This is a genomic window from Vibrio sp. QJM3NY_39 (assembly GCF_057785895.1).
Genome location: NZ_CM173505.1, coordinates 2,946,311 through 2,964,609 on the forward strand (window position 1 = coordinate 2,946,311; position 18,299 = coordinate 2,964,609).

General features: G+C 43.0%; 15 protein-coding genes. 7 read left to right on the forward strand and 8 right to left on the reverse strand.

Annotated features, from left to right (window positions below; all coding sequences use genetic code 11):
- Positions 1-468: 468 nt before the first annotated feature.
- Positions 469-1,374: a hydrogen peroxide-inducible genes activator gene (locus tag AC3CHU_RS13145; protein WP_054548107.1), complete on the reverse strand. Its 906-nt coding sequence runs from the start codon at positions 1,372-1,374 to the stop codon at positions 469-471.
- 209 nt (positions 1,375-1,583) lie between these two features.
- Between AC3CHU_RS13145 and AC3CHU_RS13150 the strand changes: the two genes are divergently transcribed.
- The 5 genes from AC3CHU_RS13150 (at position 1,584) to AC3CHU_RS13170 (ending at position 5,666) form a co-directional block, all read left to right on the forward strand.
- Positions 1,584-2,192 carry a peroxiredoxin C gene (locus AC3CHU_RS13150; protein WP_004735077.1) on the forward strand — a complete coding sequence of 203 codons (609 nt, stop codon included), beginning with the start codon at positions 1,584-1,586 and terminating at the stop codon, positions 2,190-2,192.
- Between the two features lie 305 nt (positions 2,193-2,497).
- Complete coding sequence (locus AC3CHU_RS13155) at positions 2,498-3,241, forward strand: copper homeostasis protein CutC (RefSeq protein WP_488525496.1); 744 nt, start codon at positions 2,498-2,500, stop codon at positions 3,239-3,241.
- A 99-nt stretch (positions 3,242-3,340) separates the two neighbouring features.
- Positions 3,341-4,270, forward strand: coding sequence for a LysR family transcriptional regulator (locus AC3CHU_RS13160; protein ID WP_488524712.1), 930 nt, complete (start codon positions 3,341-3,343; stop codon positions 4,268-4,270).
- 126 nt (positions 4,271-4,396) lie between these two features.
- On the forward strand, positions 4,397-4,954 hold the full coding sequence (locus AC3CHU_RS13165; protein WP_010440457.1) for a porin family protein: 558 nt from the start codon (positions 4,397-4,399) through the stop codon (positions 4,952-4,954).
- Positions 4,955-5,174: 220 nt separating this feature from the next.
- Positions 5,175-5,666, forward strand: a complete 492-nt coding sequence (locus AC3CHU_RS13170) for a hypothetical protein (RefSeq protein WP_488524713.1) — start codon at positions 5,175-5,177, stop codon at positions 5,664-5,666.
- Between the two features lie 9 nt (positions 5,667-5,675).
- Here the strand turns inward: AC3CHU_RS13170 and phoU are convergent, their stop codons facing one another.
- The 4 genes from phoU to AC3CHU_RS13190 form a co-directional block, all read right to left on the reverse strand.
- Complete coding sequence (gene phoU / locus AC3CHU_RS13175) at positions 5,676-6,374, reverse strand: phosphate signaling complex protein PhoU (RefSeq protein ID WP_488524714.1); 699 nt, start codon at positions 6,372-6,374, stop codon at positions 5,676-5,678.
- Between the two features lie 75 nt (positions 6,375-6,449).
- The gene (gene pstB, locus AC3CHU_RS13180) at positions 6,450-7,268 is read right to left on the reverse strand and encodes a phosphate ABC transporter ATP-binding protein PstB (RefSeq protein WP_004735071.1); all 819 of its coding nucleotides are present in this window, start codon (positions 7,266-7,268) and stop codon (positions 6,450-6,452) included.
- Complete coding sequence (gene pstA / locus AC3CHU_RS13185; protein WP_488525497.1) at positions 7,269-8,978, reverse strand: phosphate ABC transporter permease PstA; 1,710 nt, start codon at positions 8,976-8,978, stop codon at positions 7,269-7,271.
- A 110-nt stretch (positions 8,979-9,088) separates the two neighbouring features.
- Positions 9,089-11,305 carry an ABC transporter permease subunit gene (locus AC3CHU_RS13190; RefSeq protein ID WP_488524715.1) on the reverse strand — a complete coding sequence of 739 codons (2,217 nt, stop codon included), beginning with the start codon at positions 11,303-11,305 and terminating at the stop codon, positions 9,089-9,091.
- Between the two features lie 200 nt (positions 11,306-11,505).
- On the opposite strand from AC3CHU_RS13190, the gene ppk1 reads away from it, so the two are divergent.
- Together ppk1 and ppx are read left to right on the forward strand one after the other, a co-directional pair.
- Positions 11,506-13,602, forward strand: a complete 2,097-nt coding sequence (gene ppk1, locus AC3CHU_RS13195) for a polyphosphate kinase 1 (protein WP_488524716.1) — start codon at positions 11,506-11,508, stop codon at positions 13,600-13,602.
- Positions 13,593-15,104, forward strand: coding sequence for an exopolyphosphatase (gene ppx, locus AC3CHU_RS13200; protein WP_054548113.1), 1,512 nt, complete (start codon positions 13,593-13,595; stop codon positions 15,102-15,104). The genes ppk1 and ppx overlap by 10 nt, the downstream gene beginning before the upstream one ends.
- 76 nt (positions 15,105-15,180) lie before the next feature.
- Here the strand turns inward: ppx and AC3CHU_RS13205 are convergent, their stop codons facing one another.
- Genes AC3CHU_RS13205 through phoB form a run of 3 tightly spaced genes read right to left on the reverse strand, consistent with a single transcriptional unit; the run spans position 15,181 to position 18,176 of the window.
- Positions 15,181-16,158, reverse strand: coding sequence for a PstS family phosphate ABC transporter substrate-binding protein (locus tag AC3CHU_RS13205; protein WP_171309463.1), 978 nt, complete (start codon positions 16,156-16,158; stop codon positions 15,181-15,183).
- Positions 16,155-17,453 carry a phosphate regulon sensor histidine kinase PhoR gene (phoR, locus tag AC3CHU_RS13210; RefSeq protein WP_017106503.1) on the reverse strand — a complete coding sequence of 433 codons (1,299 nt, stop codon included), beginning with the start codon at positions 17,451-17,453 and terminating at the stop codon, positions 16,155-16,157. The genes AC3CHU_RS13205 and phoR overlap by 4 nt, the downstream gene beginning before the upstream one ends.
- A 33-nt stretch (positions 17,454-17,486) precedes the next feature.
- Complete coding sequence (phoB, locus tag AC3CHU_RS13215) at positions 17,487-18,176, reverse strand: phosphate regulon transcriptional regulator PhoB (protein WP_004735064.1); 690 nt, start codon at positions 18,174-18,176, stop codon at positions 17,487-17,489.
- Positions 18,177-18,299 lie beyond the last annotated feature (123 nt).

An 18,299-nucleotide genomic window follows, 5' to 3' on the forward strand; every position in this document is an offset into this window, starting at 1 on the left:
TTTTTTCTAATAGGCTATGCTGTTGTATCTTTTGCACTTTACGAAATTGTTGGAGATACATACAAATTCTGGACATCTGGCATAGAAAAACAAGCAAAAGTAATACAACTTGATCATATTAACGTCCATATGAGAGGGTTAAAAACCTATTACTATCTATTAGATATAGAGGGAAAGCGCTCTGTACATAAGTTCAATTTTGAATTGATAGAGAAGCGATACTATAACGTATTATTTATCAACGATGGGGAAAAAATAATACTAGGAAATAAAAATAGTAGCCTACTTGATGTTTATTCATCCTTGTTTGGAACACTTCCTGCTTATATGAGTATTGCAGTGCTTTTCTATTTACTTTATGGAGCTTTAAAGTCTCATTTAACAAGACCTAGAAATCCATACGATTAAGCATAATCGTATGGATTTATTCAAACATGGCAATCAAGTACTGTTGTAAGGTGACAAACTTTAAAGCAGCTCAGACACCACATCCGCTAACTGATGGAATGTCTCTAGACGAGACGAACTTGGTCGCCAGACCAGACCAATATCTCGGTATGCCTGTTGGCCTGGAGGATCGATCACCACTAGGTTTTGGTTTTCAAGCAAGCCGTGATCGATAGCCATCTGCGGAATAAAGGTGGTTCCTAAACCATTTGCTACCATTTGCACCAATGTGTGGAGGCTTGTGGCTGTGAACGGATTTATCTTCTCTTTATCGGTTAACTTACAAGCTGATACCGCGTGCTCGGTTAAGCAGTGCTCGTTCTCTAGCAAAAATACAGACTCATCTGGCAAGTCATCGTATTTAATCGGAACACGAATGCCATCTGCTTGATTACGACTGATCACCATTCTGAACGGGTCTTGCCCAACAACTTTACTCTCCATGTTGTCGATATCGACAGGCAGAGCCAGAATCAGCACATCTAACTCACCATGACGTAATGCAGCCAATAAGTTAGTCGTCGTGTCTTCACGTAACAGTAAGTTCAACTGTGGAAAACGATGGTTGGCTTCTTGCACCAAATCACATAGAAGGAATGGCGCAATGGTAGGAATACATCCAACTCGCAGCTGCCCTTGCATCGCATCCCCGTTACATAAATTTCCGAGCTCAACCAGATCTTGTCCTTTCGCCAGTAGCTCTCGTCCATGTTTCACCACCAGCTCACCCGCTTGCGTGAAAACCAATGGGCTCTTTTTATCTTTCTTCTCGTAGAGAGGACAACCAATCAGCTCTTCAAGATTTTGAATGCCTTTACTTAGCGTGGATTGGCTGACGAAACAGCGATCAGCAGCATCGCTAAAATGGCGAGTTTCATGAAGAGTAACGAGATAATAAAGTTGCTTAAGACTTGGCCATTTATTCATGAAATTACTCTGTAATATGAGTAGGATAAGTTGGGCAAAGGTCAGCAGACCTAAGGACTGAACAAAGAATAAGCTCATCGCTTTTTTCGATTAACTTAATCTATTTAATTCGCTTTTTTCTATAGTACCGATTGTACTATAGTTTGTCCCGTAGAAACGGAGCCCAAACAAAGATGTGTTGGGCCAACTAATTTTTTAGGAGATTCCAAATGGTACTAGTAGGTCGTCAAGCCCCTGACTTTACTGCAGCAGCTGTTCTAGGTAACGGCGAGATCGTTGATAACTTCAACTTCGCAGAATTCACTAAAGGTAAGAAAGCGGTAGTTTTCTTCTACCCACTAGACTTCACTTTCGTTTGTCCTTCAGAGCTAATCGCTTTCGACAACCGTCTAGAAGATTTCCAAGCTAAAGGCGTTGAAGTAATTGGTGTTTCTATCGATTCACAATTCTCTCACAACGCATGGCGTAACACTGCTATCGCTGATGGCGGTATCGGTCAAGTTAAATACCCTCTAATTGCTGACGTTAAGCACGAGATCTGCAAAGCATACGATGTTGAGCACCCAGAAGCAGGCGTTGCTTTCCGTGGTTCTTTCCTAATCGACGCTGACGGCCTTGTACGTCACCAAGTAGTTAACGATCTTCCACTAGGTCGTAACATCGACGAAATGCTACGCATGGTAGACGCACTAAACTTCCACGAGAAGAACGGTGAAGTTTGTCCTGCACAATGGGAAGAAGGCAAAGCAGGTATGGACGCATCACCAACAGGTGTTGCAGCGTTCCTATCTGAGCACGCTGACGACCTAAGCAAGTAATTACCTCTTAAGCCCGAACTCAACACGGGTTAATGGTTGGAAGACTCTCTATAAAGAGAAATAAAGCATAAGCTAATAGCGCAAAGCGCACCGCCAATCAGTTAAGAAGTAAAGTCCTATTAAAAGCCCGAAGTTAACGCTTCGGGCTTTTTGTTTTTACACGACCTCACCACTTCCCTACCTGAAAGTGAATTGGGGTAGCGACAAAGCAAAAGTTTACCCCTATTTCCCTCTGCTAACACCTATTCAAAATCATACCTAGATTGCTATTATTTAGTCAGTATCTCTTTAAATGAGCAAACATGATGAACATCGAAATTGAAGTCTGTATCGATAACTTAGAATCTCTACATAACGCACTGTCTGGTGGCGCGAATCGAATTGAGCTTTGCTCTTCATTGGCACTTGGCGGGTTAACTCCAAGCTTCGGAATGATGAAACAAGCGGCAAAAATTTCATCCGTTCCTGTCTACGCGATGATACGGCCAAGACAAGGCGACTTCATTTTCGATGATGACGACATGCTATGTATGCTTGAAGATATTGAAGCTTGCTCAAGTGCAGGGTTGAATGGAGTGGTTCTGGGCGTATTAGCACCGAACGGAAGTATTGATATGCCAAAAATGCAGCAGCTGGCAGACAAGGCTCACTCGTTGAACTTAGGAATTACGTTTCATAGAGCCATTGACCAAAGCTCTGATTACCAAAAAGCATTAGAACAGGTCATAGCGCTCGGCTGTGAACGAATCCTAACATCAGGGCTTGCTGCAAATGCAGAGCAAGGAATCCATGTATTAGCAGATATGGTCAAACAAGCAGATGGAAGAATCGACATCATGGCTGGGGCTGGCGTCAACGCAACGAATGCTAAGATGATTCGAAGCAATACCCAAGTACCTGCACTTCACCTTTCAGGTAAATCGACAAGACCTAGCTTAATGGAAAGCAATTCATACGCTCAAATGGGCAGTGATGATATTGATGATTATCAGATACCAATAACTGATGTTAACAAGATATCCAGCGTGAGAGCCGCTCTCGACGCTTAGGGTAATAGTCGCTAACACAAATCCAGAGAACCTCGCTGACTAATCTAACTGACTGACGTATATTAGATTAAATAGCGCAAAAAATTTTCATGGATAGATATGGCTAAAGACTTATTCAGCTCTCTTGATTTAAACCTGTTACGAACATTTCTGATTGTTTATCAAGAAAAAAATACCAGAAAGGCTGCGGAGCGACTCTTTGTTTCGCAGCCAGCAGTCAGCCAAGCCCTACAGAAGCTAAGATATCACTTCAATGATGACCTCTTCGTAAAGGTTCATGGTGGCCTGCAACCTACCTCATTCAGTGAGCAACTCATCAATGAAATAACACCACACTTTGATGGCCTAATGACCGCTGTGAATGCATCCAATCGATTTAATCCAAGTGAAATTGACTACCCCTTAAAGATAGCGTTATCACCTGTAGTACTCGCTTGTTTATCCGGTACCTTATATAAAGAGCTTATGAGACAAGCACCAAATTCAAAACTTGAGCTTGTAAGTTGGTCTACCTCATCTTGTGAAGATATACAGAAAGGAGAGGTTCTATTAGGCGTTGCTTACGAGCTTCCTTTTACATCAAAAGAAATTTATGTAAAAAAACTGGTGGAAATTACCGGACGATTATTTGTAAGAAAGGATCATCCGATAAAGCAAGCTTCAGTCAGTCCCGAAGAGTTAGCAGGTTATGAAATAGCATCAATGATATCTCCTGGCTGGAACGACAATTTTAGCCATGCAGCCAACATATTAGAGTCACGTTCAATTCCACACAGTATTGGCTTTCGTTCCGAGATTTTGATGGCTATCATCGATGTCGTGGCGAACTCAGATATGTACATGCCACATTCCAACCTATTCCCCATAGATAACTACCCAACGCTGAGAGCTATAGATGTAGATCTTGACACTAAATACAAAAATGTCAGCGTTTACAGCCATATACACACTAAAAACCGCAATAACCCTCTCATATCCTGGCTTTTCGATGTAATCAAACATGCGCTACTACAACAGATTAATAAGTAATGCTTATTACAGATATACGAGAACCTATTTAGCTTAAAAATATGACACTGTTTAATATTCACTCCATCGACAGGGAGTCAATCAAATATAAGGATGCAATAATTAAACATCAAGAGCGTTATTTATATGAAATTACTAACTACAGCACTAACCGTTATCGCAATCACTTCTGCTTCATCAGCTTATGCTCAGAAAGACTATTCTGGACATCGTATTGGTTTCGGTATTGTTTCTAGTGAAGTCGATCATCTAGATTCAAATTTCTCTCGAAGCGATTTAGGTAATGGGTTAAAGCTCGAATATGGTTATGACATTAACCGAATCTTTGGTGTGAATATCTCATCAGATACGAGTAAAGAAGATGAAAATTTTGAAGGCTATGGATATGAGACTAAAGTTTCAACCTTCAAAATAGACACAGACATCGGCTATGCATTCTTCCTCAATGGCTTTGATGTAAAGCCATACGGTGCTATTGGTTTTGCTCGTGTAGAGGAAAAGATCACGTTAAATACGCCTGACGGTAGTGCAAGTATCAAAGACAACAATACTTCTCTATTGCTAGGCACCGGAGTTAGAGCAAATTTTGATTTCGGTCTTTATACCGACCTACGCTTCAACTTCATCATGATGGATGACTATGACATCGATCAGTTATCTTTCACTGTCGGATACAAGTTCTAAGAATAGCTTTCCATCAATTAAACACTTTGTTCACAATCTGTTTGGGTTGTGAGCAAAGTAATCATGCGTACCAATAAGTAAACATTATCATCGATATAACCAATACGAATTAGTCCACTTGTTGTAAATATTACAATATGAGTGTTATCCAGTCGCTTTATTGGCTTGCCCCATGGATCGACATAATGCTAAGGAGAGCTAAATTTACCTCGGTGGTACCATGAAATTAAAAACACTCCTTCTCACTTCCGCTTTATTTTCAACACCTGCATTTTCAAACGGCCTTCACCTATCTCCTGAAGTAAAAATCGGCGCTTATCATGGTTTTGGGATCCAGGCGGGTATTACTGATGTTGCAAATCTAGGCGCCATTTACCTAAGCTACTCTCATCTTTGGTATGACAGCGATCGATATGATGAAACGGTTGATGCGTATCGTGTTGGTATCCAGAACATGTTTGGAAGAAACCAAATCCATGGCTTTCAGGCTGAAATTGGTGTGGCAAGTTATGATGGAACGAAAACACGCTCAGGTGAAGTAGAAGAGAAGACAGCACATGGTTTAAGCCTAGGCGGTGCCTACGTGTACCAAGCGACACCAATGCTTGGGCTACGTGCTGGTGTTGATATGAATATTTTTGATCACAATAAGACGTTCGTGCCTTACGACACAACAATCAACCTTAACCTTGGTGCAATTATTCGATTCTAAAGTTAATACCTACTTCAGTGCGTCATCTAGGCTTTGATCACCAAGGTGGCGTACATCTTTACCCTTCACAAAGTAAATAATGTATTCACAGATATTTTGGCAACGATCTCCCACTCGCTCAATCGCACGGGCTGACCACATCACTTGTAGGATATTGGGGATGTTCTTAGGATCTTCCATCATGTACGTCATCAACTGACGAATGACGGCCTCGTATTCCGCATCCAGCTTATCATCAAGTTTATGTACTTCTGCCGCAGCATCGACATCCATACGAGCAAAAGCATCTAATACTTGATGCAACATAGTAATTGCCTGACGACACAATGGCTCTAACGAGACGTGAAACTTTTGCTCTTTCGTAGAAGGGATCTCAATCGCACCCTGTGCGATTTTAGAAGCAACATCGCCAATACGTTCTAGATCAGTAATGGTTTTGATGATCGCCATAATCAAACGCAGATCTTTGGCAGTCGGCTGACGCTTAGCAATAATACGAGTACATGCTTCATCGATTGAAACTTCCATCGCATTCACTTTATGGTCGTCACGAATTACTTTTTTGGCCAGTTCCGAGTCATCTTTATGAAGCGCTTGCATCGCAAATGACAACTGCTGCTCTACCAATCCACCCATAGTTAATACGTGTGTACGGATAGATTCTAATTCGACATTAAACTGTCCTGAGATGTGGCGACCAAAATGCATGTCAGCTCCTTAAAAGAAATGAATAAAGTCGTTTATTTCAGAGTGACTTAGCTCTAGATAGCGCGAACTTAAACGTTAGCCGTACCTACCTGTAATGTAGTCTTCCGTTTGATTTTTCAATGGCGAAGTAAATATAGAATCAGTATCTGAGTACTCGATCAACTTACCCATATGGATAAAAGCGGTGTGGTCACTCACGCGAGCTGCCTGCTGCATGTTATGAGTAACAATAACAACGGTGTATTGAGTCTTAAGTTCGTTGATCAACTCTTCAATCGTCAATGTCGAAATCGGATCGAGTGCCGATGTTGGCTCATCCAATAACAACACTTCAGGTTCGATGGCAACCGCACGAGCGATAACCAAACGCTGCTGTTGACCACCCGATAAACCAAAAGCGTTTTCATGCAAACGGTCTTTCACTTCATCCCACAACGCCGCGGCGCGCAGAGAGCGTTCAACTGCATCATCAAGATCTCGGCTGTTGCTCACACCTTGCAACCTCAATCCATAAACCACATTCTCATAGATAGATTTAGGGAAAGGGTTTGGACGTTGAAACACCATGCCGACACGACGTCGTAAAGTCGCGACATCCACCTTAGGGTGATACACGTTCTTACCATGAAGCTTCACTTTCCCGGAAACCTTACAGCCTTCAACAAGATCGTTCATGCGATTAATGCAGCGCAAAAGAGTCGACTTACCACAGCCAGAAGGGCCGATAAAAGCCGTCACCTGCCCCTTAGGGATCTGCATTGAAATATCATCGAGTGCTTGGCTCTCTTTATAATAAAGATTCAGCCCTTCAATCGAGATAGCAATTTGCTCATCCTTCAGGTTGTGAACATCAAGTGGTGCTTGGTAACCCAAGGTTTCATTAATCGAGAACATTTAATCTTGTCCTAAGGTTCGGTATTTTTCACGCAAGTTATTACGGATATTAATGGCTGTTAAATTCAGTCCAACGATAACCGTAACCAATAAAAATGAAGTCGCATACACTAAAGGTCGTGCCGCTTCGATATTAGATGTTTGAAAACCAACATCGTAGATATGAAAGCCTAAGTGCATGAACTTTCTCTCTAAGTGTAGATATGGGAACTGACCATCTACAGGTAAGCTTGATGCTAGCTTCACAACACCTACCAGCATTAATGGAGCCACTTCCCCCGCAGCTCTCGCGATGGCCAATATCAACCCCGTGATAATCGCAGGGCTTGCCATCGGTAAAACAATACGCCAAAGGGTCTCAAACTGAGTAGCACCAAGCGCCAATGAACCATGCCTCACCGAGCTAGGGATACGCGTTAAGCCCTCTTCCGTTGTTACAATAACAACGGGCAATGTTAATACCGCCAAGGTCAATGCAGACCATAAAAGACCTGGAGTACCAAATGTCGGTGCTGGCAATCGCTCTGCATAAAACAAAGAATCGATAGAACCACCGATGGTATAGACGAAGAAGCCTAAGCCGAATACGCCATACACAATCGACGGTACACCCGCTAAGTTAATTACAGCAATACGGATCAAACGAGTCAGTGCGTTGTTTTTTGCATATTCATGAAGATAAATAGCAGCAACGACACCAAGTGGCATCACTACGATCGACATGAGAATAACCAGCAACACAGTGCCGAAGATCGCAGGAAACACCCCACCTTCAGAGTTTGAGTCTCGTGGGTTTTCAGATAAAAACTTCCAAACTTGCTTGCCCCAATGCCCAACCTTTTCAAGATAAGACATATTATTCGGGTACCAATAATCCAAGATATGACTGAGCGAAATTTCAACCTGCTCTCCTGTCATATCTTCCACCAACAAGCTTTCGACATTGAGCTGTGTTCTAAGATGCTCAAGCTTTACTTCTGCTTCCGCTAACTGGCGATTTAGTTCCAGTTTAGTTTGAGTATAAGTTTTAAGGTATTCATCGCTCACTGACTCATTGAGTTCAAACTTACGTTTTTCTAAGCGCAGATTTTCCAATTGCCAACTGATATTGCGGATTTCTTGGTTCACAACACGCGACGTTTCTTTACGTAACGTATCAGCGAACGCCAAGCCTTGTTCGAGTTTTTGGTCTATGTTCGAATCAAAGGTGCCAGAAGCGGTTTTAAAACCAACCGGTTTACCAAAGAAATAACCACCTCGACTTCGTTCAATCACAATCCAATCAAGCGGAGTTGTTGGTTCTCGTAAGTTAACATCCAGAATAGAAACAAAGTCCGCAGGGTACAGTTCTCTGTTGGCGACTTTGATACTTAAGCGCTGAATTAGTCCCGTCGACAAATTTTGAGGCGACAAGAGGTCGTGTACTTGTGGAACTTGCTCTATCGGGATGTATTTACGTTCATATAACTGACCAATCAATACATCTTGCTTTGATACCGTTTCGTCAAGATCGACCACTAACGACAAATCTTTGGAGTCGACTTGCCATTGATACAAAGGAGCTGGCCAAAAATAGGTTAAACCCTTCCAGCCAATCAACAGCATTAGGCCAAGAACAGAGAGCATACTGATGCTCACTGCACCGCCCGTAAGCCAAATCCACGGAGAGCCTGATTTAATCCAAGACAATAATGACTTCAGTTTATTCATCATGAACGACCTTGCTCTGACGTGCTGAACCCAAGAAAGAGCCAAGTTCGTGAGATACGCTAATCAAACAGCTAACAGCCATTGATAGAGATTGAGGTGAACCTTTAAAACTACAGCGCACGATATTGATCTCTCAGTCTTTGTCTAACCCACTCAGCAACTGAATTCACCGCGAATGTAAAGATAAACAGCAAGAGTGCAGCCAAGAACAGCAAGCGGAAATGAGAACCGCCCACCTCAGATTCTGGTAATTCAACAGCAATCGTTGCCGATAACGTTCTCATCCCTTCCAAAATATTCCAGTCAAGAATTGGGGTGTTACCTGTAGCCATCAAAACGATCATGGTTTCGCCAACCGCTCTCCCAAGTCCCATCATAACTGCTGAAAAAATACCTGGGCTAGCCGTTAATAAAACCACATAGATAAGTGTCTGCCACGCCGTCGCTCCCAAAGCCAGTGAGCCATCGGATAAATGTTTTGGCACAGAGAAAATAGCGTCTTCTGCAATCGTGAAAATGGTAGGGATGACAGCGAAGCCCATAGCGAAACCAACCACCAGCGCATTACGTTGATCAAAGTCGATGCCATAGCTAGCTAAGAAGGTACGAATATCACCTTCAAACAACAAGGCTTCAATGCTGTTTCCACCAGCAAATACAGCGACCACGGTAATCATCAATACCGGAATCAATATCAAGGCGTGCCAACCATTAGCGAAGCGGCTCGTCACCATCTTCGGCAAACAGTACCAAACAAGTCCAGTCAACAATGTGCTCAGTGGTAACAACACCATTAATGAGAAGACTGCCGTTAGATGCGTTTCGACAATTGGAGCAAACCAAAGCCCAGCCAAGAACCCTATGATAACGGTCGGAAGAGCTTCCATCAGTTCTATCGACGGCTTCACGACTCTTCGCATTCTTGGAGACATAAAGTATGCGGTGTAAATGGCTCCGAGCACAGCAACTGGCACGGCAAACATCATCGCAAACAGAGCGGCCTTGATGGTACCAAACGTGATAGGGACTAAACTGAATTTTTCTTCAAAGTCATCGTTCGCCGACGTTGATTGCCAAACGTATTGCGGCTCTGGGTAGCTTTCGTACCAGACTTTTTGCCAAAGCGATGAGAATGATATTTGCGGATATTCGTTATCGACCTTAGCCACACTGATGGTGCCATCAATCAACGTAGCCAGATGCAGTTCGTTGGCAGACATAGCCGCTAATTGTGGTGACTTATCAAATGCGCGCTCGAACAGCGACAGCTTTTCACTGGTCGTATAGTGGCTTTGTAATGTGCCGTTCTTATAGAAACTATAAAAACCTTTTCTATAAGTATCGGGCAGAATAAATTGCACTTGTTCAGCAAGTTGGAAGTCTCGAATATGGGTCAGGCTACGCTTTTCATCTTTGAGTACATCAAACCACTGAGAAACCTGTCCGTCCTCATGCGTAACCAACAGTGAATAAGCTCCAGACAGTAAATCGATACTTTTCACCGAGTGCTTTGCATCATTCAAGCTAAGCTCAATCACTTCACGAACATTGAAGCCGCTATCTGATAGCTTTAATATCACTAAATCCGATTGTGCTCGGAGATATAAGGTTTGACCATCAGGTGTGACTAACAACTGTTGCTGTAAACCCAACTTATCCGACAACCATTGTCTCTTTTGAAAAACATACTGACCAGTAAGATCACTCTGGTACCACTTAACCAAAACTCGTTGATCGCTTAACTGAGCGGCAACCGTGATACCACGTCCATTCTTAGAGAACGCGAATTTTTCGATTGTTGCTCCGTTTGATGATTCATCATTTAAAAATGGTTCAGGGAGATCGATTTGCTCAATTTTAGGTTCGGCTTCACTGCCCTTTTGCAGCACGGGCGCACTATACTCAGGGTAGAAAAAAGCAAGGTTGCTTGCGCTATCGGCAAAGGCAAACCAGTTTTCAGATGGGGTATTTCGAGAAAAAGCGATGGGGTTAGCTAAAACATTACGCTCAAAGTAAGAATGTGTATTTTGAGACTCTAAATCCCAAAACTGAACCAAACCGGATTTTTCGATAGTAAACGCATGCTGACCGTATTCATCTACGGATAAGGCGATAGGCTTTTCTACAGCAACGGTCTTCACGGCTTGGTCAGTCTCTAAACCAGTATCAGAAAATACCGGTAAAATGACCATCGCCAAGTAAACAAAGATCAGCACCAGAGCAGCTAGAACACTGACTGCACCACATGTCACCGAAAAACGGACGAGACGATCTTTTAACCATCTTTTTTTGTCGCGCTCTTTCAATGAAAATTGGGCTGAAGCCATCTGTTTATCTACCTTTTTTTAGCTACTGACATAATATGTACGTTAGATGACAATTATATTACAAGTTACGTTAAACAACTGAAACTAATAACAAGTTTGTTGACCATATTTCTTAAAGTAAGATCATAGATTTTGTGAATTTTGTCATTCTAAATTAAAGTAATCAGCTCTATAGCCAGCACTCAAGGATTATCATCTCGATGGAAAAAGACTATGTCACAAAAGAACTTAGCTGGTTATCCTTCAACGAAAGAGTACTCCAAGAAGCGGCCGACAAATCAGTTCCCTTAATCGAAAGAGTTCGTTTTTTAGGTATTTACTCGAAAAACCTCGATGAGTTTTACAAAGTCCGATTTGCTGATGTGAAACGAAAGATCTTACTTCAAGATCCTCAATTACCTGCCAACTCGCAGAAAACCCTACTAACTCAAATGCAGAGCAAAGCAAGTAAGCTCGATGCTCGATTCCATGAACTGTATAGCGACTTACTATTGGAACTGGCGCGCAATCGTATTTTTCTGGTCAACGAACAGCAAATCAGCGAAGAGCAAAGTGAGTGGATCAAAAAGTACTTTAAGAAAAAAGTGCTTCCACATTTAACTCCGTTTCTCTTGAACGAAGATAGCCAGTTGCTCAATATTATGAAAGACGAGCAAAGTTACTTAGCCATCGACATTGAGCGAGAGACATCTTCTCAATACGTGTTACTCGAAATTCCATCAGAAGCCCTCCCTCGGTTTGTTAAGCTACCGGAAGCTTCTGGTTCACAGCGTACGACTTTGATCTTGTTAGATAATATAGTTCGATTTTGTTTAGATGACTTGCTCAAAGGGTTCTTTGAGTATGACTCATTACGTTGTTTTGCTATAAAAATGACTCGTGACGCCGATTATGACCTTCAAGAGAACAATGAAAGCAGCTTATTAGAATCTATGTCTTTAGGTTTAGAACAGCGCTTAACGGCACTACCGATACGCCTTATCTATGAGTCAGAAATGCCAGCTGAAATGCTCAGTTTCTTACAAGTCAGACTAAAACTATCTGACTACGACAGTGTTATCGCCGGAGGTCGCTATCATAACTTCAAACATTTCTCTGAGTTCCCAAGCCTTAATCGACGTGATTTAGTTAATCGTCCACTACCCGTGATTAAGTGCGCGCATTTCAGTCACTACCCAAACTATTTCGAAGCGATCAAAGCTCGTGACATCTTGTTGCATTACCCTTATCACACCTTTAATCACATTACTGAACTCGTGAGGCAGGCTTCCTTTGACCCGAAGGTAACCTCCATAAAAATAAACGTTTACCGTGTTGCAGAAGGCTCAAAACTCCTTAGCTCGATCATCGATGCGGCACACAATGGTAAAAAAGTAACTGTCGTCGTTGAGCTGCAAGCCCGCTTTGATGAACAAGCCAATATTCAGTGGACAAAGAAACTTCAAGAAGCCGGTATAAAAGTCATCCATGGTATCCCAAGTTTGAAAATTCACTCTAAGCTGCTGCTCATTAAACGGAAAGAAGGCAAGCATACGGCGCATTACGCTCATATTGGCACCGGTAACTTTCATGAAGTAACAGCGCGCGTGTATACCGATTTTTCTCTGCTCACTGCGAATGAAGATTTGACCCAAGAGGTGAGACAAGCCTTTAAGTACATTGAAAACCCTTATCAAGAATCACAGTTCAAACAACTGATTGTGTCACCACAGAATACAAGAAAACGTCTGTATCAATTGATAGATAATGAAATACAAAACGCGATAGAGAACAAGCCTGCAAGCATCACTCTAAAACTCAACAATTTGGTCGACCGAGAGATCATTGAGAAGCTCTATCAGGCCAGCCAAGCCAATGTAAAAGTGAGAATGGTCATTCGTGGTATGTGCTCTCTCGTACCAGGAGTCCCCAACATCAGTGAGCAGATTGAGATTGTTAGTGTGGTCGATCGTTTTCTCGAACACCCGAGAGTGATGATCTTTGGTAACGCTGGAAATCCAAAAGTCTATATCTCCTCTGCAGACTGGATGACACGAAACTTTGATCATCGTATCGAAGTTGCAGCCCCAATTTTAGATCCAAAGATCAAGCAAACCATTATCGATATCACCGAATTTCATTTCGATGACAGCAACAAAGCCCGAGTGCTAGAGCAATCGATGAGCAACCCTTACATACAACCACCAGCAAACCCACTTGATTACCCGACGTCACAACTCTCCACTTACCACTATATTAAACGTATGGAGAAACTTGCTCGCAAGAAGTACAAACAAGAGAAGAAGTCATGCCGCTAATTGATAACAAACATTCTCGATGTATTGCCGCTATCGATTTAGGTTCGAACAGCTTTCATATGGTGGTTGCCCGAGTATTCGAACAACACCTGCAATTAGTCAGCAGACATAAACAGAAAGTGAGGTTAGGCGATGGGTTGGATGAGCGTAACTTCTTATCCGAAAGCGCTATCGAACGGGGATTGGAGTGCCTCAAGGTATTCGCAGAACGACTAGCGGATTTTGAACTTGATGATGTCAGAGTCGTCGCGACTCATACCCTAAGAAAGGCTAAAAATACCAAAGACTTCTTAGAGCAAGCTAAACCATTGTTTCCTTTCCCAATAGAGATCATCTCAGGTCAAGAAGAAGCTCGAATTATCTATAACGGCGTAGAGCACACTCAAACCGCTTCCGAGTCCAAATTAGTTATTGATATCGGTGGCGGGAGTACCGAAATCGTCGCAGGGCAAGGCTTTACACCCCAAATAATGCGTAGCTTACCGATGGGATGCGTCAGTTTTACTCAGCGCTTCTTTGCCGATGGAGGACTGACATCACAGCACTTCTCCGATGCTTATGTCTCTGCTACTCGCCTGTTGATGCCATTAATTGAAGAATATAAACAAATCTCTTGGGAAGTTGCCTTTGGCTCATCAGGGACGGCTAAATCAATAAAAGAGGTACTCATTGGCCTAGGGTTCACCGATGGTCTCATTACGCCGCAACGCCTATCCTATTTGAAGAACCACTTATGTGAATTTCCATCATCTAAGGGATTAGACCTTTCAGGTTTAAGTGATGAAAGAAAGCCGGTGTTTGCCGCTGGCGTCACCATTCTTTCAGCAGTTATGGATATGCTCAACATCAATGAATTGCATTTCTCCGATAGTGCCTTAAGAGAAGGGGTTCTTTATGACATGGAAGATCGGTTTAAAGATATTGATGTTCGAACAAGAACCGCCGAAACGCTTGTCTCTCGATACCATGTTGACGTAGTTCATGGCCAGAAAGTCAAAGCACTCGCCCTTTCATTACTGAAACAAGCGCAACCTCAGGTGAGTACTGCGGTAAATAATGAACTTTATGATCTAATTGGATGGGCTGCATTGCTTCATGAAGTTGGACAAAGTATCGCATTCCAAGGTTATCACCGTCATTCAGCTTATCTACTTAAACATACGACTATGCCCGGTTTCAATACTGAGCAGCAGCGTCTGATCTCAACATTAGTTCGCTATCAAAGAAAAGCGATTAAGCTTAGTTACTTACCGGATCTCACGCTATTCAATACAGGGCAGGTAGCGTTGTTAATTCGAATACTGAGGATAGCAATCCTGCTCAATCGACAGCGAAGCCAATCGCCAATACCGAATGTAAAATTAACCATTGAGCAAGATGAGAATTGGTGTTTAGAAGGAGATACCATCGACTGGTTAGCTGAAAATCAACTGCTTGATTATGAACTCAAAGAAGAACAACGACGCTGGCAAGATGTTGGGTGGTCGTTGAAGCTTGAATGATGCGCCGACAAAATAAAAACAGCCTGCGGCTAGCAAGCTGTTTCTACGTTAAGTTTCGACGTTCATAGTACCTAAATCAGAGTCCAATTTTTGCCAACTCTTGCTCAGCAAACTCTGACGGTATCGCTAAATAGCCATCTTTCTCTACCAGTTCTTGCCCTTGCTTTGAGAACACAAAAGTGAGGAACTCTCTTTCAACAGGAGAAAGTGGTTTATCTGGGTGCTTATTCACATACACATAAAGAAAGCGAGATAGAGGGTAATCACCGCTCAAGATATTCGTTCGAGTCGGCTCTACATAATCAGAACCATACTCTGCGATAGGAATCAACTTAACACCGGCCACTCGATAACCAATACCTGAGTACCCTATCCCGCTGATTGATGAAGCGACCGACTGTACAACCGACGCAGATCCTGGCTGTTCATTAACTCGGTTCTTAAAGTCACCGCCGCATAATGCGTTTTGTTTGAAATAACCGTAGGTTCCCGAAACGGAATTACGACCAAATAGTTGGAATCGATGTTTTGCCCACGGTTGGTCGATGCCCAAATCTTGCCAATTATTTAGCGGCTTAGTCGCGCCGCAGCGCAATGTCTCTGAAAATATGCTGTCAATTTCGCGAAAATTAAGCCCCTCGATAGGATTATCACGATGTACAAAAAGACCAATCGCGTCGATAGCAACTCGAAGCGCCGTCGGCTTATAGCCATGCTCCCTTTCGAACGCTTCCACTTCTCGTAGGCGCATTGGACGACTCATCGGCCCAAGGTGAGCAGTACCTTCCGTTAATGCAGGAGGTGCAGTGGATGATCCAGAAGCCTGAACTTGAGCATTCACGTTCGGGTAGTAAGACTTAAACTCTTCAACCCATAACGTAGTCATTCCCGCTAAAGTATCCGAACCGACAGACAACAAGCTGCCAGAAATACCCGGTACCTTAGAATAATCAGGAAGAGAATCTACACCTTGCTCGGCATGTACAGGGGTAACCAAAGCTAATGCTAATAATGAACTGATGGGGAAACGCATCCTGCGTATTAAAGAACTCATGACACTGTCAGTCGGCTAGGCAGCGTGAAATGGAATCGGCTACCAACACCCACTTCACTTTGAATTTCCAAATGTGAATCATGATGACTCAACGCATGTTTAACAATCGCGAGTCCAAGACCACTACCGCCCGTGTCTCGTGAGCGGGCTTTATCAACACGATAGAAACGCTCGGTAAGTCGATGCAAGTGTTGTGGTTCGATACCGTCTCCAGTGTCTGACACATCCAAACACGCACCTTGACTGGTTTGATACCAACGAACCTTTACGGTCGCACCAGGCGGCGTGTATTTCACTGCATTGTACACTAGATTCGATATCGCACTTCTTAACTGATCTTCATCAGCTAATACGCGTAAGCTCTTATCAATATCAAATTCCAGCTTGTGTTCTCGCTCTCCACTGAGACTAGCTGCTTCTTTTTCAAGAACTTCCAACATCGCCGGAACGTTAACCACTTCATCCAATTCATGCATTGGCGCCGCTTCTATCTTAGAAAGAGTAAGAAGCTGATTGACCAAACTGTTCATGCGATTCAATTGCTCAGTCATCACACCATGAGCCTTAGGCCACATAGGCCCAACGACCATGTCTGGATCTTCCGTCATTTCAAGATAGCCCTGAAGTACGGTCATTGGAGTGCGTAGCTCGTGAGAAACGTTAGCGAAAAAGTTACGACGCATGCCTTCCAGTTGTTTTAGCTGAGTAACATCACGTACTACCATGAGGTGTTCGCCCTCGGTATACGGTACGATACGAAGCTCAAGCATGCGCTCCACGTTAAGTGGCGAAGGCATCTCTAACGGTTCTGAAAAGTCTTGTTTATTAAGATACTTGATGAAGTCCGGCGTGCGGATCAAGTTAGAGATCGGTTGACCTGAATCGTCTGGCCAGCGAAAACCCAGTAAATACTGAGCAAGCTTGTTACACCAAACAATATTGCCTTCACCGCGAAACACCACAACGGCATCGGGAAGGGATTCAGCACCGTTTCTGAAACGGCGGATAAGGTTGGTCAATTCTTTGCGCTTACGACGCTGTCTCTGCTGCATACGATAGATACCGTTAAACAGAGACTCCCAGTTTCCAGAGCCTGAAGGGGGTGTTAACCGCTTTTCATCCCACAACCAAGCAGACAAACGCATTTGATAGTGTAGATGCCATGCTAACTGTAATACTGTTGCAGCCAGCAATAACCAAGGTAAATAACCGAATATCCATCCGACTATAATCCAAGGTGCGTAAAAAAAAGCCAGCTCCCAGGCTAGCTTTTTCCAGGTTAACTTCTCAACCATTCAGGACTCCATAAACTGGGCAGTGAAGCCACATTAAGCCTTTGTAGAAAAACGGTAGCCTGCGCCGCGAACCGTTTGAATTAATTTGTCATGACCAGCAGATTCAAGTGCTTTGCGTAAACGTCGAATATGAACATCTACCGTACGATCTTCAACGTAAACGTTGGTACCCCAAACGTTGTTCAGTAGTTGCTCTCGACTGTACACACGCTCTTGGTGAGTCATAAAGAAATGCAGCATTTTGAATTCGGTTGGGCCCATATCAACTGGACCTTCACTTGCGGTAACGCGGTGAGATACTGGGTCTAGCTTAAGGCCTTGTACATCAATCACATCTTCTAATGCAGTAGGCGTTACACGGCGGATAACCGCTTTCAGGCGAGCCACGAGCTCTTTTGGTGAAAATGGCTTGGTGATGTAATCATCAGCACCCACTTCTAAACCGCGAACCTTATCCTCTTCTTCACCACGAGCCGTCAGCATCACCACTGGGATGTTGCGAGTTAACTCTTCACGCTTCATGTGCTTGATAAAGTTTATCCCGCTACCACCAGGTAGCATCCAATCTAGTAATACTAGATCTGGGAAAGGTTCACATAGCTTGTTTACCGCTGTATCGTAATCTTCAGCCTCTACTGCTTGGTAGCCTTTTTGCTCAAGTACAAAACACAACATCTCACGAATAGGTGCTTCATCTTCAACGACCAGAATCCTTCTCGACATAATTGAATAGCCTTAGTATTTAATCAACGCATTGCATTATCTGGTTTAATTATGACACTTTTGTGACCTTTGAACACAAATTTTCATATAACTGTCTCAAACATTTCACTTTTAATTTTTATT